The following is a 20,487-nucleotide window of genomic DNA, read 5'->3' on the forward strand; positions in this document are numbered from 1 at the left end:
CAGCCGGAGCCGGACATGCGCCCTCTTCCGCCCGTTAGTCCATCTATCCTAGCCCTTTGTTTCGGACTGCTCGCACCCGCTGTGCAAGCGGAACCGCAAGTCCCTATCCGACTGAACGGTCAGCCGCTGCAGCCGACCTGGGAAACCCTGACTGAAGATCGCTTCGCGGCGGAGCTGGACCTGCCCAAAGGCACACTGGAACTGGGTGCTGACGACGCCACGCGGCAGCCCCTGAAAGCCTTTCAGCGGCACGAGCTTGATAGCGACACCCGCTTTGATTTCAGCGTGGCAGAACCTGGCCGTTTCCGCCTGCTGGTGCAGACCGGAAAGGACGCCAACGTGCGGCTGGTGCCTGTGCGAGAAACAAGCGAGCCGGAAGAACAAGCCTGCCGTCCATGGACGGGTGAAGCGGTACGGGTCCCTGTGGCCAGCGTCTTCGAGGACGGCCAAGAACTGCGCGACGCGTACAGCGGCAAAACGGCAAGGGTTCGCAACGGTGAAATCGAAATGACGCCCGCGCCCGGCAGTAACGGGCTGCTGCTGATCGAAGCCGTGGACGAACCTATCGAGCATCCCCGCGATTGGCGCAACGCGACCGTTTATTTCGCCCTCACCGACCGCTTTGCCAATGGCGATCCGAGCAATGACCGCAGTTATGGCCGCGCGCCCGACGGCGAAGAGGAAATTGGCACCTTCCATGGCGGTGATCTCAAAGGGCTGACGGGCAAGCTCGACTACCTGTCGGAGTTGGGTGTGGACGCGCTCTGGATCAGCGCGCCTTATGAGCAGATCCACGGCTGGGTGGGCGGTGGCGAGAAAGGCGATTTTCGCCATTACGCCTACCACGGTTACTACGCGCTCGATTACACCCAGCTCGACGCCAACATGGGCAGCGAAGATGACCTGCGCGAACTGATCAAGCAGGCGCATGGGCGCGGCATCCGTGTGCTGTTCGACGTGGTGCTCAACCATGCCGGCTACTCGACCCTGGCCGACATGCAGAACCTTGGCTTTGGTGGCCTGCGCGACGGCATGACGCAATACCTCCCGGAACGCTGGACAGACTGGCAGCCAGAGCCCTACGAGAGCCTGCACGCCTACCACAACCTGATCGACTACGATCACCCGTCCTGGTCGCGCTGGTGGGGCAAGGAGTGGGTGCGAGCCGGTATTGCCGACTACCCTGCTCCGCCGAGTGTTCTGGTGGACCCGGTGAAAGGATCGCTGGCGTTCTTGCCGGACTTTCGCACCGAGTCAGAGAGCCCGGTTGACCTGCCGGAAGTCCTACGCCACAAACAACCGACCCGCGCCGTAGAGCGCGACGGCTACCGGGTGCGCGACTACCTCAACGAATGGCTGACCAACTGGGTGCGTGAGTTTGGCGTCGATGGTTTTCGTGCCGACACGGTCATGCACGTCGAACCAGCGGCCTGGGCACAGCTGCGCCAGAAGGCGGACGAGGCCCGCAAGGCATGGTCTGCAGCCAACCCGGACGATCCGATGGCTGGCGAGCCGTTCTGGATGGTGGGCGAAGTTTTCGGCCACGGCCCGGAAACCAGTGACTACCAGGCCAACGGCTTCAATGCGCTGATCAATTTTGCCTTCCAAGCGGAGGTCGCCGGCTCGGCCAGTGACTGCCTGCGCCGCGCCAATAACAGTTACGTGCACTACGCCAAGCTGCTGGCGGCGACGCCCGGGCACAACTTCATGAGCTACGCCTCATCCCACGACACATCGCTGTTCAGCGCGCAGCACAACGGCGATCTGATGCGACAGCACGGCCTCGCTAGTGCACTCCTGCTGAGCCCCGGCGCGGTACAGATCTACTACGGCGACGAGAGTGCACGCGCCTTCGGCCCCACCGGGTCCGATCCCTATCAGGGCACCCGCTCGGACATGAACTGGGCTGATCACACCAAGCCGGAGATAGCCGCGCTCATCGAGCATTGGCAGCGCCTTGGTCAGTTCCGCGCCCGGCATCCGGCCATCGGTGCAGGCACTCATCGGCAATTGTCCGAGTCGCCCTACGCCTTTGTCCGCCAGCACGGCGAGGACAAGGTCATCGTGGTACAGGCGCGCTAGAACAGGATCCGGAGAATCTGCATGACACCCGAACAACAACGCCACGCCGCTCAGTTGGCCTTCGTAGCCAGCGCGGCCGAGCTGCAGATCGGCACGCCCGCGGACTGCCCGCTGCCGGTCGAACAGCTGGCCGCCACCCAGGGCGATGAGCCCTATGTACGCGAGCGCTTCAGTGCCGGACTCACTGCGCATGTCTATCGCATTCACGCCGACGGGAAGGACTGGACGCTCAAACGCGCCCGGGAACGGTGCAAAGTGCAGAACGTTGATGGGCAGACCAGCTTTCTCAATGAGATCCAGCGCCGTGCCGACCTTCGCCAGCTCAAACGTGACCCGATCCTCGGCGAGCGGCTGAGCGCCATCGTCGATACCCGTTACGCCAGCTTTCGCCAGGGCGTGCTGCTTTCACCCTGGATAGAGGGCGCGCCGGTGTTGGCCTGGAACGAGCGACAGCTCACCCAGCTGTTCGACACGCTGGTGGCGCTGCTGCTTGGTGGGCTGTTCGAATGGGACCTGTGCCCCGGCAATACCCTGGATGACGGTCAGGTGCGGCTGTTCGATTTCGGCTACATGTACCGCTTCGACCCGCTGCGTCAGTTCAACAGCAACGGCATCGCGATGCCGCAGTTTCACGCCGCCGAACGCTTCGAAACGCGCCAGTACTTCGCCCACTTGTTAGCGTTGGAACACCAGGGCGATCGCCTTGCGCTTGCAGCCTTTGCTCTGGAGAAACGCATTGCATTGGAGGCTTACGGGCAGCTGCAGACGGAGCTTGCTGCGCGCGGGGCCAGCGCCACGGTTCTCGATTGGCTGGGCGGCATTGTCAACAATTGGAAGCGCGCCCTGCGCGGCGATCTGGAAGGGCTTTACCTGCAGGAGGCCTGGCGGTCGCACTGGCTGGATCTGCACGACGATCTCAGCGGCCAGACTTGCACGCCCTCGACGCTCGCGCGCATCGGCTGGCTGGAACGCACCACGCGTGAGCGCCATGCTGACCTGGTTCGATTACTTGCAGTCGAGCCGAAAGAATGGCTGCTAACGGAACTGCGGCAGGCGAGACAACTGGCTAAGCGCTGGCAGGTTGCCTGAATCGGCCAGGTACCCAGGATGCATTAATGAATGAAATGGAGCCGGACCCGAACGGGCCCGGCAGGCATGGGCTAGACGCCCAGCTAATAAGGGCTAGAAGCGCCCAACGGTTGTTGCGCCAGCCGCACTGGTGACGCGGTTGTTGCCGCCGGACTGCCAGCTTTTCACCTGCGTCGGATTGGCCTCGCTGCGCACGATGCACTTCCACTCGACCGCTTGCTGCGCTGGCAGACTGATGCTGCCCTTCCAGGTGGGATAGCTGCTGACATCCGTCAGACGTACCGCGCTGGCCGGGCTCCAGCTGCCGAGCTGAGCCAGATTACCCACCGCATAGACGCTGTCGCCCGGCTGGGTAACGCCGTTCTCGCAACGGAAATTAACGCTGACCAGACCGCCATCGTCGCCACCGCCGTTCCCATCATCTCCCGCGCCGGTTGACCAGATCTTCAGCTGTCCGTTGTCCTCGTTCAGCGCCTGTGTGAAACTGCCGCTGCTGACCTGGGCTGGATCGTTCAGGTTCGAACCGAGGGCGATGACAAGAGTTTGTGCCGTGCCGCGTACCGTTGCCACCAGCCCGGAATAGCCGCTGTGGAACTGGATCTCCGAATCAGCCCGCACGCCCGCCGCACGACGGATCTTGATCAACTGACGGATCAGCGGCGCCTGCCCCCAATCGTACATGTGCGACCAGTACACCACCGGTGTGCCGGGGCTTGTGAGGATATAGGCGTAGGCTTGGCGTACCAGCTCATCACGCAGCGCCCAGTGGTGCTGTCCGCCGTTCTGCCCGGGCGAATAGCCCGTGTCGTGGTTGTCGACAAAAGTCACCGCAACTTCGCGCCAGCGCGGATCAGGATTGCCGTTGAGCCCATTCTTCCAGTCGGCGATGGAGCCGTTCTGCATGCGCTCCTTGAGGGCGAAATCGAACACCGGGCATTTGGCGCGATCGGACCAGTCCTTGATCACCTGCTGCCAGCTGGCGGTGTTGCGCCAGTCCCAGCTCGGATATTCGGCCGGCGCCTTCCACAGCTCGCCCACGCAGAAGGCGTTGTCGTGGGCCTCGCTCATCCAGGAATCGACCCGCTCACTGGCATAACCGCGCACGAAGTCGAAGCGAAACCCGCCGGCGCCATAGTTGCTGCGCAGGTTAGCGAACTCGTCGCGGAACATGCCGTATACCTGCGGGTTGGCGGTGTTGAGGTCGGCATCGCCGCCCACGAAACGGTCGCCGTCATCGCAGTCATTGGCGTAGTTGCCGGGGTCGGAGCAATCGTTGCGCCAGAAGCCCTGGCCGGCTGGCAGGTTGATTTCCTTGTTCGGGTAACCGCGATTCATATGATTGGGAACCGCGTCGTACAGCACCTTAACCTGGGCACCGTTCAGCGCAGCAGCCGCCTGCTTGAGCTGTGCGTCGCTGCCGTAGCGGCCATTCTTGTTGAAGTCGTGCCAGAAGTAGCCTTCGCCGCCGCCGGACTTGGCGCCGTCGCTCCAGCTGGAGAAATCGCGCCAGGGTACCGGCATCCAGATGGCACTGAAGCCATCTGCAGCAATGGTCGGCGCCATGTTGCGCAGGGTGTTGTACCAATCGTTGGGCGACTCGCGCACCACGTTCCAGTGAAAGCCCTGAAGGATGATTTCATCTCCACCGTGGTAACGAACGCCAGCAGGGCTTTTACCGGCAAGGTCTGCAGCCTGGGCAGTGCCCAGCGTCAGCAGCAAGGAGGAAACCGCCAGGGTCAGGCGGGATGGAAACAAGCGATCTTTCATCGAAGTAGCTCCACTCTTGTAGTTGTTGTGAGCACCCGACAGCGGTTACCGGCAATCCCGGGTAACCGGGCGCAGCCGCTGATGCGAACACCACCGACCGGCCCAGACTGCGCTGCTGATCTCACAGGCCATACCTCCCCACACCTTTTTTTCCGGGCTTAGTGGCCAGGCGTAATGCGCACGGCCGCACATGCCGATCTCCCTCCTCCCCCGCTACGCCCTGCCGCTCCGCCTCGAAAAATAACTGTCGGGAGGATGTCGCGAACATCGCCGATCCGCAGGCTTTCGTTCACCGCCAGCCCAAGCCCGGCATCGACCGGAGCACCGTTGGCGCTGCGGCCGGCAGTCACCCGCCGGCAGTACCAGACCAACAAAAAGAACAAAGGACTTTCGCGATGAACCGGCAACAATCCGTGCGTCTTCTGCAACCCACCCTGCTCTGCGCCGCCGTTCTGGCTGCCATACCCGCGCAAGCGGTGGATTTTCACGGCTATATGCGCTCCGGCGTCGGTGCGACCGCCGGCGGCGGGGACCAGGCCTGCTTTCAGGCGGCGGGCGCGCCAGCCAAGTATCGCCTCGGCAACGAGTGCGAAACCTATGCCGAGATCGGCCTGGGGCAGGAGGTGTGGAAAGAAGGCGATCAGAGCTTCTACGTCGACAGCATGATTGCCTACGTCTCCCGCCAGGGTAACGACTATGAAGCGACGCGCACCGACACCAATGGCGATGCCAACAACCCCTTCGATGAGGGCGGCGATGTTGCGATCCGCCAGTTCAACGTGGTCGGCCACAACCTGATTGCAAGCCTGCCGGGCGCCGATATCTGGGCGGGCAAGCGCTACTACAAGCGGCACGACGTACACATCAACGATTACTACTACTGGGACGTATCCGGGCCAGGTGCCGGGATTGAAGACATCGACCTGGGCTTCGGCAAGGGCAGCATCGCCTGGATCCGCAACACCGATGGCGAATGGACCTATCAAGGGTCAGGCACCGGCACCAACATCGCCAACGACACGCTGGACATTCGCGTTGGGGAAATCGACGTCAACCCGGACGGCAAGCTTGAAGTCGGTTACGACTACGGCAAGGCCAACCTCACCGACGAGCAGGAACGCGACCCGGGCTACCTCGACCAGAAGGGCCACATGGTCACGCTGGAGCACACCCAGGGCAACTGGTTCGGCGGTTACAACAAGCTCGCCGTGCAATACGCCACAGACGGCATCATCGCCAGCAGCGGTCGCAACAGCACCGGTAACAGCGACGGCGACATGATCCGGGTGGTCAACCAGGGCGTGGTCGGGCTGACCGACACCATCGAAATGATGTACGTGCAGATCTACGAAGACCGCGACTTCGACAATGACTCCGGCCAGAAATGGCTCTCATTCGGCGTGCGTCCGGTCTACAAGTGGAACGACACCATGAGCACCGCGCTGGAGTTCGGCTATGACCGCGTCGACCCTCAGGCCGATGGCGAGCGCAGCCGCGATCTGAAGAAACTCACCCTGGCCCAGCAGTGGTCGGCCGGCCGCAGCTTCTGGGCACGCCCGCAGATCCGTGTGTTCGCCACCTACGCCCAGTGGGACGGCGGTCGTTATCAGGCCGCCAGCGAATCCATCGACGCTGGCGAGGACGACGGCCTGACCTTTGGCGTTCAGGCCGAGGCGTGGTGGTAAGCCTTTGAAGGTCAGACGCGGTGCAGCGGTCTCTCTCCTCCCGCCGCACCTGCCAGACCAGCAACCTTAGGCAGCTTTACTGTTTCGCTCCCACCGTTCCGGCGGTGCTTTTACCCCGACCATGGCTGGTCGGGGTCTTTTCGATCTGGCGATTGGAGTATTACCCATGAAAACGCTGAGACTCCCCTTGCTCGGCCTCGCCGCACTGCTGGCAACCGGCTGCGGCAGTGACCCCCTGCGTCGTGTGGACGCGCTGGCACAGACTCCGCCCCCGCTGGAAATGCCGATAAGCACGGCGCGCCAGGCACTGGCGGATGCACCGGTCTGCTGCGATGCAATCAAGGCCTTTCCCTTTCAGCCCATTCCGGCAAGTTTTTCAGCTGACGTGGCGCTGGACGCGTCGGCTCCGGCTTACCGCTTCGACAGCGGCAAGAGCTTCTTCCGCGCCTTCGAACTGCCGCGCGAGAGCAAATCCTTCGAAATCCGGCTGTACAGCCAGGCGGGCGATACGGTGCTCGCCCCTAGCGTCATGCTGCTCGACGGTCAACTGCGCATGACCCGTCTGCTCGATGCCGATGACTTCGTTTATGTGCCTGCCGAGGGCCTCAAGGGCGACAGCCTCGACGCGCGCCTGCGCGTCGACCGTCTCTATCTCGACAACCCCGGCAACGAGCAATATCTGGTGCTATTCGCTGCGGATGCCGACGGCAAGACCGTTCTCCAGCACCCGGCCAAAGCCTATGCCAAAGCCTTGGGGAATGAGCCGCCCAGCATTCCCGACCCGGTCGCCCAGCATTCGCCAGTCGGTGTGATCAAGATGGTACTGATCGAAGACAAAGCCGCCGGGCAGCAGGCGAATACCTATGTGCCCGCCTACAGCACCGGTCGTGAAATGGGGAACGAACTGCCATCGACACCCGCTCCAGCCGTGCTGCCGGAAACCCAGGCCTATTACCGCCAGGGCATCGATGCGGCATTGGCCAGTAAGGACCTGGAGCGCGCGCTACGCCTGGCAGACGAAGCCGCGCGTGTCGGTGACGCCAGCGCCAAGGCCTATCTGCTGGAACGCATCGAGATCAAGTAAAAACCAGCGGCGGCCTGCATCTAACGCCGGTCGCCGCGCAACAAGCTGACCTGCGCCTGTAGCTGCTGACGATTGGCTTCGCTGGCGGCGACAGGCGCGCTGGCGATCAGCTCCACCTGCGACCAGATCCGCCGGAAGAAGCCCTTATCTGGATCGCGACTGAAGAAGCTGCCCCATAGCCCCCGCAGCGCCATGGGCACCACCGGCACCGGATTCGCTTCGAGAATGCGCTCCACCCCCGCCTTGAATTCATTGATCTCGCCATCAGCGGTGAGCTTGCCTTCCGGAAAGATGCACACCACTTCGCCTTTGCTGAGGTAGTGGCTGACGCGCTCGAACGCCTCGGTGTAGATCGCCTCGTCTTCATGTCGGGCGGCAATCGGCACCGCCCCCGCAGTCCGGAAGATGAAGTTCAGCACCGGGATCTGGAAGATCTTGTAGTACATGACAAAGCGCACGGGCCGGCGCACCGCACCGGCGATCAGCAGCGCGTCGACAAAGGACACATGGTTGCAGACCAGCACCACCGGCCCCTCGTCTGGTATCGCGTCGAGCCCTTGCTGGCGCACCCGGTACATGGAATGTCCGAGCAGCCATACCAGAAAGCGCATGCTGAACTCGGGCACGATGCTGAAGATATAGGCGCTCACCGCCACGTTCATCAGCGACACCACGAGAAACAGCTGCGGAATCGACAGACCCGCAACACTCAACAGCAGGATGGCAACAATCGCGGAGGTCACCATCAGCAGCGCATTAAGAATGTTGTTTGCCGCGACCACTCGCGCCCGCTCGTGCTCAGCCGTACGCGACTGGATCAGCGCATACAGCGGCACGATATAGAAGCCGCCGAATACACCGATGCCAAGCACCGAGGCGAGAATCCACCAGGCCTGACCAAAGCTGAGCAAAGCCAGCCAGTCGTGGGGCAGCGCACCCTGGGGAAAGCCGCCCGAATGCCACCACAACAGGAGCCCGAACAGCGTCAGGCCCATGGCGCCGAAGGGTACAAGCCCGATTTCAACCTTGTGGCCGGAGAGCCGCTCGCAGAGCAGCGAGCCGAGGGCAATCCCGACCGAGAACACCGTCAGAATCAGCGTGACGACAGTCTCGTCGCCATGCAGCAGATCCTTCGAATAGGCTGGGATCTGGGTCAGGTAGGTCGCGCCGAGAAACCAGAACCAGGAGTTGCCGATCAGCGAGCGCGACACTGACAGGCGCTGGCCCAAGCCCATGCGCAGAATCGCGCCGGTCTGGCGAAACAGGTTCCAGTCCATCTGCAATGTTGGAAATGACGCGCCGGTGGCCGGCACCTTGCGGCTGGCAAAGTAACCGGCGACAGCCACCAGCACTACGCTGCCGGCGATGAGCTGGGCGTAGCCCTCGCTGGCCATCATCACGCCAGCGGTGATGGTGCCGGCGAGAATCGCCAGAAAGGTGCCCATTTCCACCAGCGCATTGCCGCCGACCAGCTCATGATCCTCGAGCAGCTTGGGCAGCACCGAATATTTGACCGGCCCGAACAGCGCCGACTGAGTACCCATGCAGAACAGCACGGCCAACAGCAACGGTAAGTTGCCCAGCAGCATGCCCGCCGCACCGGCAAGCATGATGGCGATCTCGCCCGCCTTGATCGCCCGGATCAGTCGCTCCTTCGGGTACTTCTCGCCGAGCTGGCCGCCCAGGGCAGAGAACAGGAAGAACGGCAGGATGAACAGCAGCGCACACAGATTGATCAGCAGGCTGCTGTCCGCATTGGAGCCGATCTTGTAGAGGATCGCGAGAATCAGCGCCTGCTTGAACAGGTTGTCGTTGAAGGCGCCGGACAGCTGGGTCAGAAAGAACGGCAGAAAGCGCCGTTTGCCGAACAGGGTGAATTGGGAATGGGGCTTGGTCATCGATCCGCTTCCATGGAAAAGACGTCTGTTATTGGAGCCTGAAAGTTCGGCCAGGGGCACATGCTTATTGCCGTCATGTCACGGGCTGCGCGGTCCGTCACAGCGGCAACTGCCCGAGCGCCCAGCGCAACAGAAAGAAGCAGACAAGCCCGCCGGCAATGGTCGCCAGCAGGTTCCGCGTCAAGGCTGCGATCAGAATCGACAGCACACCCGCTAGCAGATAGGCGTTGCGCCAATCCAGCGCCCATTCGCCGGTAGGCATCAGCATTCCTGGCACCACGATGGCGGTCAGCACTGCGACGGGCACGTAATGCAGCCCCTGCTCAACCAGGCGTGGAAAGCGCAGATTGGGCCAAGCGAAAAAGCTGTATCGCGTCAGGAAGGTGATGGCGAGCATGCCCAGAATCAGCAGCCAGATTTGCATCAGCAGGCCTCCCCTTGCAGCTGACGCTCGGCCCGACGCTCGAGCCAGACACCAACGACGATACCGGCCAGCGCTGCGGCGATCAGGCCGAGTTTGTAAGGCAGGTCCCAGGTCAGCAGTGCGACGACCGCGGCCACCAGTGCTGATGCCACCTGAGGCCGAGTGCGCATCATGGGAACGGCGATGCCTATGAAGGTGGCAATCATGGCGAAATCCAGTCCCCAGCTGGCGACATTGGGTACGGCCTGTCCGAACGCGATGCCTGCCAGGGTCGCGAGCTGCCAACTGAGATACATGGTCAGACCTGCGCCCAGGAAGTACCAATGTTTGAGCGCGGAAGTGTCGTCCCGCGCATAGCGGTGCTGAATGACGGCGAAGGCTTCGTCGGTCAGCCAGAAGGCCAGCGGCACACGCCAGCGGCTCGGCAGGTGCCGCACGAAGGGCTGCATCGAGGCGCTGTATAGGGCGTGGCGTAGGTTGACCACGAAGGTGGTGAGCAATACCACCGCCGCACCCACGCCTCCGGCGATCAGTGTGATAGCGATGAACTGCGCGGAGCCGGCGAACACGAAGGCCGACATGCCCATTGCCTGCCAGCCGGACAGCCCCGCACCAACGGCCAGGGTCCCGAAAATGATGCCGAAAGGAATGGCGCCAACGATAAGCGGCAGAATATCGCGGCAACCATGCAGGAACTCTTGCGAGCGGGACATCGGGGCTCCTTAGCTGTGCACCGCAACAAAAATGAGCTACGCACCGCCATCGAGGCCGGAGCGTAAGGGAATACGAAGTCGAACAGATGACGCGGGACGAGCCGCCCGCGAAAGCGGTAGACATTACCCTAATGCGTGGGTCGAGGGCGACGACGCCCGAGTCGAAGCGCCGGAGCTGGGTAGATTCTGTTCCTGTTTCGTGCGCCGGCAACCTGTGCCTGCTGCGCTGATTATCCGGCGGTGCCCGCTTCCAGAGCTGACTTCACCGCCGGCCAGTCACGGTCGGTGATGCTGTAGAGAACGGTGTCGTCCAGACGTCCGTCGGCAAGTCGACGATGGTTGCGCAGCAGCCCCTCGCGCTGGGCGCCGAGCTTTTCGATGGCACGCTGCGAGCGCAGGTTGCTGGCGGCAGTTTTCAACTGCAGACGCACCAGCTGCCACTCCTCGAAGGCATGCCGGAGCAGCAGAAACTTGATCGATGTATTCAGGCCACTGCCATGCTCTGCCTTGTCCAGCCAAGTCCAGCCCAGTTCGGCTGCCGGTAGCAAGGGGTTGAAGTCGGCGAAACGCGTGGTGCCGACGATGCGCTCCGCCATCCGCAGCGTGAACACCACCGCCCGACTTTCCCGTTGATCGGCAAGAGCAAGTCGATACCAGTCCGGGCGCAGCGGGCCGTTCAGATAGATCAGTTCGTCCCGATTGCGCTCGGCGATTTCAACCAGCGACGGGATATCTGATTCCGTCAGTGGGTCGAGGCGCAGGGCGCCCCTCTGCAACGTGACCGGGCGCGGCGTGAACATCAGATCTTCTCCAGCAAGTGGATGGGGCGCTGTTGTGATCGCAACACCGGCAGGAAGTGCCCGGCGATGCGTCGGCTGGATTGCTACCGGCTTTGGTCACACCGGCACCAGCGATCATTCGAGCGAGCCGCTTTCATGAATGCATCAGCTGGCCTAGCGGGTCGTCTAGCGCAGTCCTTTTAGCGGCGACGGGCGCGACCACTCACCTCATGCGACCATGGTCGCAGCCGCGACACCTCGCCCCCTTTTACTGCGAAACTTTGCAGAATCTTCTATCAAGTAAGTGGCAGCTTCCGGTTATCCAATAACCTGCCGAGCTAGAGCAGCGCCCTCGCGCAACCCTAAGGTGACCGACCCGAACACGTCGGCAGCCGCTGACCCGCCTTTGCGGCGCGCTCGGCTCACCCTTGGGAATGCGCTGACACTGCCTTGCACGGTCCTTGTCCGTTCCGTCGGAATGGACGGCTGAGCCCGCTTTTATATGTGTGTCATGGAGTTCGCATGTCGTTGTCTGGTGGGCTGATTGCGCTGGTCGCCTTTACCTACATGGCCTTGCTGTTTGCCATCGCTTTCTACGGCGATCGCAACCGCGGCCAGCTGTCTCCACGGGTGCGCGCCTGGGTCTACAGCCTGTCGCTGGCGGTCTATTGCACCAGCTGGACATTTTTCGGCGCCGTCGGCCAGGCGGCCGAACAACTCTGGGCATTCCTGCCGATCTACCTCGGGCCCATCCTGCTGATGCTGCTGGCGCCACAGGTCATCCAGAAGATGATCATGATCAGCAAGCAGGAAAACATCACCTCCATCGCCGACTTCATCGCCGCGCGCTATGGAAAGTCGCAGACCTTGGCCGTGGTCGTGACGCTGATCTGCCTGGTCGGCGTGCTGCCCTACATCGCACTGCAGCTCAAGGGCATCGTGCTCGGCGTGAACCTGCTGATCGGCAAGCACAGCGAGGCGGTCGCCGGCGCAGGCACGCAGGACACCGCGCTGATCGTGTCCATGGCCCTGGCGCTGTTCACCGTACTGTTCGGCACGCGCAACCTGGACGTCACCGAACATCACCGCGGCATGGTGCTGGCCATCGCCTTCGAATCGTTGGTCAAGCTGTTCGCCTTTCTGGCGATCGGTGCGTTCGTCACCTTTGGCCTGTTCAACGGTTTCGGCGATCTGTTCAACCAGGCGCACGACGCACCGGAGCTGTCGGCATTCTGGGAAGAAACGGTCAATTGGCCCGCAATGATGGTGCAGACCACCGTGGCGCTGATGGCCATTGTCTGCCTGCCCCGGCAGTTCCATGTGACGGTGGTAGAGAACATCGAACCGCGCGACTTCCGCCTGGCCCGCTGGGTATTCCCGCTGTATCTGATCCTGGCTGCCGTGTTCGTCATCCCAATTGCGCTGGCCGGGCAATTGCTGCTGCCCAGCGGCGTCAGCCCGGATTCCTTCGTGATCAGCCTGCCGCTGGCGGAATCGCACCCGGCGCTGGCCTTGCTGGCCTTCATCGGCGGCGCGTCGGCAGCGACGGGCATGGTGATCGTCGCCAGCGTCGCGCTTTCGACCATGGTCTCCAACGACATGCTGCTGCCCTGGCTGTTGCGTCGCAAGGAAGCCGAACAGCCATTCGAGGTGTTCCGCCACTGGATGCTCTCGGTACGACGCATCACCATCGTCGCGATCCTGCTGCTGGCCTATGTCAGCTATCGGCTGCTGGGTTCAAGCGCCAGCCTTGCAACCATCGGCCAGATCGCGTTCGCCGCCCTGACGCAGCTCGCGCCCGCCATGGTCGGCGCGCTGTACTGGAAGCAGGCCAACCGCCGCGGTGTGTTTGCCGGCCTTGCCGCCGGTGCGCTGATCTGGGTGTACACGCTGATCCTGCCGCTGCTCGGCTGGCCGCTGGAAATGTTCCCCGGCCTGCTGTGGATGTACACCACTGATCTGCCTTTCAACACCAGCGCGCTGACCCTGGGCGTCACCCTGTCGCTGGTGGGCAACGCGACGCTGTTCTTCTGGGTGTCGATCCTGTCGCAGACCCGGGTCGCCGAGCATTGGCAGGCCAGCCGTTTCATCGGCCAGGAAATACACGCGTCTGCCAGCAGCCGTCGGTTGCTGGCCGTGCAGGTCGAGGATCTGCTCCTGCTGGCCTCACGCTTCGTTGGTGCCGAACGCGCGGAGCTTAGCTTCCAGCGCTTCGCCCGACGTCACGGCCATGACTACTCGCCCAAGCAGCAAGCGGACGGTCAGTGGATCGCCCATACCGAGCGCTTGCTCGCCGGCGTTCTGGGCGCTTCGTCGACCCGGGCAGTGGTCAAGGCCGCGCTGGAAGGTCGCGACATGCAGGTCGACGATGTGGTGCGTATCGTCGGCGAAGCCTCCGAGGTACTGCAGTTCAACCGGGCCCTGCTGCAGGGCGCCATCGAGAACATCACCCAGGGCATCAGCGTGGTGGACCAGTCGTTGCGGCTGGTGGCCTGGAACCACCGCTACCTGGAAATGTTCGAGTACCCCGAGGGCCTGGTCTACATCGGCCGCCCCATCGCCGACATCATCCGCTACAACGCCGAGCGCGGGCTTTGCGGCCCCGGCGACCCCGATACCCATGTGGCCAAACGGCTGTACTGGATGCGCCAGGGCCGCGCGCATACGTCCGAGCGGACATTCCCCAATGGCCGGGTCGTCGAGCTGATCGGCAATCCTATGCCGGGTGGCGGCTTCGTCATGAGTTTCAGTGATATCACCGCGTACCGCGACGCTGAACGTGCGCTGAAAGATGCCAACGAAGGGCTCGAACAGCGCGTCAGTGAGCGCACCCAGGAATTGTCCGAGCTGAACCAGGCGCTGACGGCAGCCAAGGGCACGGCCGAAGCGGCGAGTCAGTCGAAGACGCGCTTCCTGGCCGCTGTCAGCCACGACCTGATGCAGCCGCTGAACGCCGCACGGCTGTTCTCTGCGGCGCTGTCGCATCAGCACGACGCCTTACCGACCGAGGCGCGGGACCTGGTCCGCCATCTGGACAGCTCACTGCGTTCGGCCGAAGACCTGATCTCCGACCTGCTGGATATTTCACGCCTGGAAAACGGGCGTATCACTCCGGACCGCAATCCCTTCCCGCTGGCGACGCTGTTCGACACCCTGACCACCGAGTTCACCGTGCTCGCCGCGGAACAAGGGGTAGACTTCCGCGTACATGGCAGCCGACTGCGGGTCGACAGCGACATCCGACTGCTGCGCCGGGTGCTGCAGAACTTCCTCACCAATGCATTCCGCTACGCCAAGGGTCGCGTGGTATTGGGCGTGCGGCGCCAGGGCTCGTCCCTGCGTCTGGAAGTCTGGGACCGCGGCCCAGGCATCGCGGAGGACAAGCTGCGCGTGATCTTCGAGGAATTCAAACGCCTGGACAGCCATCAGACCCGCGCAGAGAAAGGTCTGGGACTCGGACTGGCCATTGCGGACGGTTTCTGCCAGGTGCTCAACCATCCGCTCTCGGTACGTTCCTGGCCGGGCAAGGGCAGTGTCTTCAGCGTCACTGTCCCGGTCGCCAGCCAGGTGGTGCGGCAGATCGCCGCCAGAGGCGAAGCACAGCAGACCGCACTGACCGGTACTCAGGTGCTGTGCATCGATAACGAAGACAGCATTCTGGTGGGCATGAACAGCCTGCTTTCGCGCTGGGGTTGCCAGGTCTGGACAGCCAGCAACCGGGCCGAATGCGAGGTACTGCTGCGCGAAGACGTGCGGCCGCAGCTGGTACTGGTCGATTACCACCTTGACCACGGCGAAACCGGTTCCGAGCTGATGGCCTGGCTGCGCACCCGTCTCGGCGAACCGGTGCCGGGCGTGGTGATCAGTGCGGACGGCCGACCGGAGCTGATCGCAGCGATCCATGCAGCGGGTCTGGATTTCCTCGCCAAACCAGTCAAACCGGCTGCCCTGCGCGCCCTGATGAGCCGCCACCTGCCGCTGCATTGAGGCCCAGCTGCGTCAGCGCAATGCTGACGCAGCGAGACATCCAGACTTGAGCAATCCCCCGCGACTCGCGCCCTGAAGACTGCCCTTGAACCTTGTTGAATCTGGTTCTAGTTGCTTAGGCGCCTCCGCATGCGAAAAAACCGAGCACCCATCAATTTTCAACCGTTCGGTTCATGGTGGCATTTCGCAACAAGGGCTATTTTCCCAACGCGTCACCTAGATCCAAATTCCCCAATCCGCATGGGTTGGTCGTGGGAGCAGGATGGTCACCACCCTTTTCATATGGAGCTACACCATGTTTAACAAGAAAACGCTACTTGCCCTGGTTATCGCTGCCGCTTCAGCAAATGCCATGGCTGCTGGAAGCACGGCAACAGTCGATCAGGATGGAACGCAGCAAGAAGCGACCGTAAACCAGGCTGGCACTTCTCAGGCAGCAGAAGTCGTTCAAGGTGGTGATTCAAACAAAGCCTTGGTCGATCAGACCAATGCCGGCAACACGACTTCGATCTATCAGGACGGCGTTGCCAACGATGCGACGACCAATCAGCGCGGCGTCAACTCAAATTCGGCCATCTACCAAACCGGCAACGGAAACCTGGTTGATGTGGTACTGCAAGCCTCTCGCAACAACAATTCGGTCATCACCCAGGAAGGCGATCTGAACGAAGCCCGCGTGGTTCAAGGCGGCGGCGGTGACCACTTTGCAGACGTCCTGCAGACTGGCACTTCTAACGATACGTCGCTGGCTCAAGGCGGCAACTTCCATACGGCCTACGTTGACCAGAACGGCACTGACAACTACATGCGCGCTGGCCAGTACGGCAATAACAACTCACTTGACGTCATCCAGTCCGGCGACCTGAACTCCGCTCTCATCAGCCAGACGCCAGACGCTAGTGATTCCGATGCGTTCGTTGAGCAAAATGGCTTCAGCAACAAAGCCGATGTCAGCCAGGCTGGCGATTTGGGCAAGGCTGAATTCGTTCAGTACGGCGTCGGAAACGATTCCGAGCTGGATCAGGCAGGCGTCGACAACTCCGCCATAGCGATTCAGGACGGCGACTACAACCAGCTGAATGTGACCCAAACCGGCTCGCAGAACGAAGCCATGATTGATCAGGCCGGCTCTCTGAACCTTGCCAACGTCACTCAGTCAGCCATTGGCGACCTTGCCTCGATCACCCAGACCGGCAATGGCAACGTAGCAAACCTCACTCAGCAGTAAGGCGCGACACGCAATATGAGCCCGGCCTTGGCCGGGCTTTTTTTACAGGCCGAATTAGCCACATGTTATGCGGCGCGCTTGCGTACAGGTGTCTTGCAGGCTGAAACCAGATTAAGGAGACATCGGCCGATACGAATACTCTTCAGGCCCGCGCTCCGTGGCACCACCCAACGCGCTGGGCACCTAATTCGCTGATTGGAGCGATCCATGCGGCAGGACTGGATCCCGGCGCCAATCCGGTCGAACCGGTCGTGCTGTTATGCCGTCACCGGCCGCTGCAGTTAGACCGAAGAGCGTCACCGCATGTGCTGGCGCAGCGAGACGGCTAGACTTAAGCAATCCTCGATCGCAGGCGTACCCTGAAGATGACCCTCGAGCTGTTGTTGAACCTGGCCACCGCTCTGGGCGTCGGTCTGCTGATCGGTACGGAGCGCAGCTGGAGCGGCGGTGACCAGAACGGCGAGGAAATGGCCGGAATACGCACCTTTGGCCTTGCCGGTCTGTTCGGCGGGTTGGCGGCCCTGAGCGCCGGCCATTTCGGTGCTGCCGCCTGGATTTCGATGTTCGTGGTGCTCGCCTTGCTGACGATCGCCGGCTATGTGGTCGAGTCGCGTACCAATGCCGACCGCGGCATGACCACTGAAGTCGCGCTGTTGTTAACCTTCCTGCTGGGCAGCCTGGCAGTCGCTGAAAGCCGGATATTGGCCGCTTCGGTCGCAGTGGTAGTGGCTTTGCTGTTGAGTTTGAAATCGCGCCTGCATGGTGCCCTGCGCAAACTCAACGAAGTCGAGCTGAGCGGCGCGCTGAAGCTGCTGTTCATTTCGGTGGTGCTACTGCCGGCGCTGCCCAATCAGGGTTATGGCCCTTGGGAAGCCTTCAACCCATACACCACCTGGTGGATGGTGGTGCTTATCGCTGGCATCGGCTTCGCTGCCTATGTGGCCATCCGACTCTTGGGGACTCGTCACGGTCTGATGGTGACCGCTTTGCTGGGCGGCATCGTTTCATCCACGGCGATGACCATCACGCTTGCCCGACTCGACTCACCAAAGCTACGGCATGCACTGGCGGCCGGCCTGCTGGCTACATCGGCGCTGATGTTTCCTCGGGTATTGCTGGAGGTCGGCCTGATCAACCGGGCGCTGCTGCCCTCGCTGCTGGCACCAATGCTGACGGCCGGGCTGATCTACGCCGCAGGCGCGCTGTTCTATTACCTGGGCGCCGGCAAGCAGCCGGAAAATGCCACCGAACCACCTTTGAAGAATCCATTCGAGCTCGGCCCCGCACTACGGTTTGCCGGGCTGCTGGTGATCATTCTGTTTCTCGTTGAGGGTGCCCAGCGGTGGCTGGGCGATGCGGGGGTCTATCTGGTCTCGTTACTTTCCGGCCTGACCGACGTCGATGCGATCACCCTGTCGTTGTCCAACAGCGCCAAGACGGATCTGAGCGAAGAAGTCGCAGTGCGTGGCATTTTCCTCGCGGCGCTGAGCAACAGCTTGGTCAAAGCCGGACTGATCCTGTTCATTGGCGGGCGTGCGATCGCGATGCTGACGCTGCCGTTCGTGCTTGGCGGCCTGCTGGCCGGGCTTGCGGTGCTGTGGCTGGTCTGAAGTCGATGACAGACGCTAGTCTTCGGACTCTTCCAAGGGCGTCTCGGCTCCAGCGCGCTCCAGCCAGTCGGCCGGCAGCCGCTTGCTCGCCCGCGCGCCTAGCAGTTTGAGCTGTTCAGCGCGCCCTACCAGATTACCGCGCCCATCGGTCAGCTTGTTACGCGCCCCCAGGTAAGCCTTGTCCAGCTGCTGCAGCCGCGTCCCGATCTCGTCGAGATCCTGAATGAAGGCCGCGAACTTGTCATACAGCGCCCCCGCCCGCTCGGCGATTTCCCGGGCGTTCTGGCTTTGCCGCTCCTGGCGCCAGAGGCTGTCGATCACCCGCAGTGTGGCGAGCAGCGTGGTCGGGCTGACGATCACGATGTGCTTGCTGTAGGCCTCCTGAAACAGCTCGGGATCGCCCTGCAACGCGGCTGCGAAAGCGGCCTCGATGGGTACGAAGAGCAGCACGAAATCCAGGCTCTGGAGCCCTTCGAGACGCTGATAATCCTTGAGTGACAAGCCTTTCAGGTGATTGCGCAGCGACAGCACGTGCTGCTTGAGCGCCAGCGCGCGGCTGGCATCGTCTTCGGCGCTGATCATCGCCTGGTAGGCCGTGAGGCTGACCTTGGCATCCACCACCACCTGCTTGTCGCCAGGCAGCTGGATCAAGACGTCCGGCTGGAAGCGTTCGCCGTCCGAGCTCTTGAGACTGACCTGGGTGTGATATTCGCGTCCCTTCTCCAGGCCGGCATGTTCAAGCACGCGTTCGAGGATCAGCTCGCCCCAGTTGCCCTGAGTCTTCTGCCCTTGCAGGGCCCGTGTCAGATTGGTTGCCTCGTCACCCAGACGCTGATTGAGCTGCTGCAGTCGCTCGAGCTCTTTTGCCAGTGAAAAGCGCTCGCGCGCCTCGTTCTGGTAGCTCTCCTCGACCCGCTTCTCGAATGACTGGATGCGTTCCTTCAACGGGTCGAGCAGCTGGCCAAGCCGCTCATGGCTGGTCTCGGCAAAACGCTGCTCGCGCTCCTCGAAGATCTTGCCTGCCAGCTCAGCGAACTGCGCGCGCAGTTCATCACGCGCACCCTGAAGGTCCTCGAGGCGCTGTTCATGGGTTTTCTGCTGTTCATTCAGCTCTGCCTTGACGGCCGCATGGGCAGCGCTCAGTGCGCGAAGCTCGGCCTGCTGTGCATCGCGTTCGGCTTGCAGGTCATCAAAGGCTTCGCGGGCTTCAAGGCGCTGGGCCTGCAACCATTCGGACTCACGCCGCAGGACGGCAGCTTCGGATTGCAGTGCCGCGCGGGACTCGTTGAGATCCGCCTGATCCTGGCGGCTGGTTTCGAGCTGTGCACTCAAGCCTTCCTGCGCCATCACTGCCTGGCTGAGCCGCTCATCGAGGAGCGACAAATCAGCCTGCTGCTGGGACAGGCGCCGCTGTAGCAGCACCGCTACACCAGCCAGTACCAGGCAGAGCGCGCCAAGAGCGGCAGATAGATAGAGGGGATCGAGAGGCATGAACGGCTCCGGCTGAATTGCCGGGCAGTATAGCCAGCATGGCCCGGCAGGTCAGGCCAGCCGGTCTACGCTGCAGCTTTAGCGCGTGGCAATCAGCCGCGAAAGAAGGCGCGATGCGTCGATTGAGCCTTGAGCCGCAGCCAGCTCAAGCCAGTGGCGTGCCTTTGTCAGCTCCTGGTACTGGCCCTGGAAGTACAACTGCCCTAGCTCGAGCTGAGCTTGCCGATCACCAGCGCGCGCTGCCTGGCGCAGCAACTCGAAGCCGATGCGCCGGTCGCGCTGACTGTCGCAATCGTGGCAAAGCAACCGTCCCAGGCGGCTCTGTGCTTCGACTACGCCTTCGAGCGCCGGCTGCTTGAGCATCCGGCCGGCTATGCGTTTGACGCTTTTGGTCTGTCCTAGACGCTGGCTGTCCAGCAGCCACAACGCCATGCGCATGGGCAGGCGTGGAGAAGATGTAGTGCTCTCGACATTGGTCGAGGCGGTAGGACGCGTTCTCATGGTCACCGAATGCTTCGGGGGGACAAGGGCGCGCACTCTACTCCTTTTTTTACAGAGTTAAAGTCTTGCAAAAACCGAAAAACCGCGATCTAGATCACATCTAAATTTAATCCACAGATCCTGTGGGTAACTCAGTGGACAAACAGGTT

The 20,487-nt window shown here is 62.3% G+C and carries 14 protein-coding genes; 7 read left to right on the forward strand and 7 right to left on the reverse strand.

Annotation, left to right across the window (positions count from 1 at the left end; all coding sequences use genetic code 11):
• The first annotated feature begins 15 nt into the window (after positions 1–15).
• Together NA619_RS19830 and NA619_RS19835 are read left to right on the forward strand one after the other, a co-directional pair.
• Positions 16–2,082, forward strand: coding sequence for an alpha-amylase (locus NA619_RS19830; protein ID WP_255963531.1), 2,067 nt, complete (start codon positions 16–18; stop codon positions 2,080–2,082).
• Between the two features lie 21 nt (positions 2,083–2,103).
• The gene (locus NA619_RS19835; protein WP_255963532.1) at positions 2,104–3,171 is read left to right on the forward strand and encodes a hypothetical protein; all 1,068 of its coding nucleotides are present in this window, start codon (positions 2,104–2,106) and stop codon (positions 3,169–3,171) included.
• Positions 3,172–3,264: 93 nt separating this feature from the next.
• Here the strand turns inward: NA619_RS19835 and NA619_RS19840 are convergent, their stop codons facing one another.
• Positions 3,265–4,938: a glucan 1,4-alpha-maltotetraohydrolase domain-containing protein gene (locus NA619_RS19840; protein WP_255963533.1), complete on the reverse strand. Its 1,674-nt coding sequence runs from the start codon at positions 4,936–4,938 to the stop codon at positions 3,265–3,267.
• A gap of 395 nt (positions 4,939–5,333) precedes the next feature.
• On the opposite strand from NA619_RS19840, the gene NA619_RS19845 reads away from it, so the two are divergent.
• Together NA619_RS19845 and NA619_RS19850 are read left to right on the forward strand one after the other, a co-directional pair.
• Complete coding sequence (locus NA619_RS19845) at positions 5,334–6,623, forward strand: maltoporin (RefSeq protein WP_255963534.1); 1,290 nt, start codon at positions 5,334–5,336, stop codon at positions 6,621–6,623.
• A 166-nt stretch (positions 6,624–6,789) separates the two neighbouring features.
• A complete protein-coding gene (locus NA619_RS19850; RefSeq protein WP_255963535.1) occupies positions 6,790–7,707 on the forward strand; it encodes a MalM family protein in 918 nt (305 codons plus the stop codon).
• A gap of 20 nt (positions 7,708–7,727) precedes the next feature.
• On the opposite strand, the gene NA619_RS19855 is transcribed toward NA619_RS19850, so the two are convergent.
• From NA619_RS19855 to NA619_RS19870, 4 genes are all read right to left on the reverse strand, one after another.
• Entirely contained in the window at positions 7,728–9,605 is a 1,878-nt protein-coding gene (locus NA619_RS19855; protein WP_255963536.1) for an MFS transporter, read from the reverse strand.
• Between the two features lie 97 nt (positions 9,606–9,702).
• The gene (locus NA619_RS19860; protein ID WP_255963537.1) at positions 9,703–10,029 is read right to left on the reverse strand and encodes an AzlD domain-containing protein; all 327 of its coding nucleotides are present in this window, start codon (positions 10,027–10,029) and stop codon (positions 9,703–9,705) included.
• Positions 10,029–10,742, reverse strand: coding sequence for an AzlC family ABC transporter permease (locus NA619_RS19865; protein ID WP_255963538.1), 714 nt, complete (start codon positions 10,740–10,742; stop codon positions 10,029–10,031). Before NA619_RS19865 ends, NA619_RS19860 begins: the two co-directional genes overlap by 1 nt.
• Before the next feature lie 230 nt (positions 10,743–10,972).
• The gene (locus NA619_RS19870) at positions 10,973–11,542 is read right to left on the reverse strand and encodes a GNAT family N-acetyltransferase (RefSeq protein WP_255963539.1); all 570 of its coding nucleotides are present in this window, start codon (positions 11,540–11,542) and stop codon (positions 10,973–10,975) included.
• A 501-nt stretch (positions 11,543–12,043) separates the two neighbouring features.
• Here NA619_RS19870 and NA619_RS19875 point away from each other — a divergent pair.
• From NA619_RS19875 to NA619_RS19885, 3 genes are all read left to right on the forward strand, one after another.
• Positions 12,044–15,508: a hybrid sensor histidine kinase/response regulator gene (locus NA619_RS19875; protein ID WP_255963540.1), complete on the forward strand. Its 3,465-nt coding sequence runs from the start codon at positions 12,044–12,046 to the stop codon at positions 15,506–15,508.
• A 295-nt stretch (positions 15,509–15,803) separates the two neighbouring features.
• Positions 15,804–16,736, forward strand: a complete 933-nt coding sequence (locus NA619_RS19880; protein WP_255963541.1) for a hypothetical protein — start codon at positions 15,804–15,806, stop codon at positions 16,734–16,736.
• A 365-nt stretch (positions 16,737–17,101) separates the two neighbouring features.
• Positions 17,102–18,346 carry an MgtC/SapB family protein gene (locus NA619_RS19885; RefSeq protein ID WP_255963542.1) on the forward strand — a complete coding sequence of 415 codons (1,245 nt, stop codon included), beginning with the start codon at positions 17,102–17,104 and terminating at the stop codon, positions 18,344–18,346.
• Positions 18,347–18,361: 15 nt separating this feature from the next.
• Here the strand turns inward: NA619_RS19885 and rmuC are convergent, their stop codons facing one another.
• Positions 18,362–19,837, reverse strand: coding sequence for a DNA recombination protein RmuC (rmuC, locus tag NA619_RS19890; RefSeq protein ID WP_255963543.1), 1,476 nt, complete (start codon positions 19,835–19,837; stop codon positions 18,362–18,364).
• 78 nt (positions 19,838–19,915) lie between these two features.
• On the reverse strand, positions 19,916–20,269 hold the full coding sequence (locus NA619_RS19895) for a tetratricopeptide repeat protein (RefSeq protein WP_255963557.1): 354 nt from the start codon (positions 20,267–20,269) through the stop codon (positions 19,916–19,918).
• Positions 20,270–20,487: the final 218 nt, after the last annotated feature.

The sequence above is a fragment of the Stutzerimonas stutzeri genome, from assembly GCF_024448895.1.
Lineage (GTDB): Bacteria > Pseudomonadota > Gammaproteobacteria > Pseudomonadales > Pseudomonadaceae > Stutzerimonas > Stutzerimonas stutzeri_Q.

Excerpts from the sequence above, each read along its gene's own strand:
- NA619_RS19830 (WP_255963531.1), top strand. The coding sequence starts at position 16 with ATGCGCCCTCTTCCGCCCGTTAGTCCATCTATCCTAGCCCTTTGTTTC.
- NA619_RS19835 (WP_255963532.1), top strand. The coding sequence starts at position 2,104 with ATGACACCCGAACAACAACGCCACGCCGCTCAGTTGGCCTTCGTAGCC.
- NA619_RS19840 (WP_255963533.1), bottom strand. The coding sequence starts at position 4,938 with ATGAAAGATCGCTTGTTTCCATCCCGCCTGACCCTGGCGGTTTCCTCC.
- NA619_RS19845 (WP_255963534.1), top strand. The coding sequence starts at position 5,334 with ATGAACCGGCAACAATCCGTGCGTCTTCTGCAACCCACCCTGCTCTGC.
- NA619_RS19850 (WP_255963535.1), top strand. The coding sequence starts at position 6,790 with ATGAAAACGCTGAGACTCCCCTTGCTCGGCCTCGCCGCACTGCTGGCA.
- NA619_RS19855 (WP_255963536.1), bottom strand. The coding sequence starts at position 9,605 with ATGACCAAGCCCCATTCCCAATTCACCCTGTTCGGCAAACGGCGCTTT.
- NA619_RS19860 (WP_255963537.1), bottom strand. The coding sequence starts at position 10,029 with ATGCAAATCTGGCTGCTGATTCTGGGCATGCTCGCCATCACCTTCCTG.
- NA619_RS19865 (WP_255963538.1), bottom strand. The coding sequence starts at position 10,742 with ATGTCCCGCTCGCAAGAGTTCCTGCATGGTTGCCGCGATATTCTGCCG.
- NA619_RS19870 (WP_255963539.1), bottom strand. The coding sequence starts at position 11,542 with ATGTTCACGCCGCGCCCGGTCACGTTGCAGAGGGGCGCCCTGCGCCTC.
- NA619_RS19875 (WP_255963540.1), top strand. The coding sequence starts at position 12,044 with ATGTCGTTGTCTGGTGGGCTGATTGCGCTGGTCGCCTTTACCTACATG.
- NA619_RS19880 (WP_255963541.1), top strand. The coding sequence starts at position 15,804 with ATGTTTAACAAGAAAACGCTACTTGCCCTGGTTATCGCTGCCGCTTCA.
- NA619_RS19885 (WP_255963542.1), top strand. The coding sequence starts at position 17,102 with ATGACCCTCGAGCTGTTGTTGAACCTGGCCACCGCTCTGGGCGTCGGT.
- rmuC (WP_255963543.1), bottom strand. The coding sequence starts at position 19,837 with ATGCCTCTCGATCCCCTCTATCTATCTGCCGCTCTTGGCGCGCTCTGC.
- NA619_RS19895 (WP_255963557.1), bottom strand. The coding sequence starts at position 20,269 with ATGGCGTTGTGGCTGCTGGACAGCCAGCGTCTAGGACAGACCAAAAGC.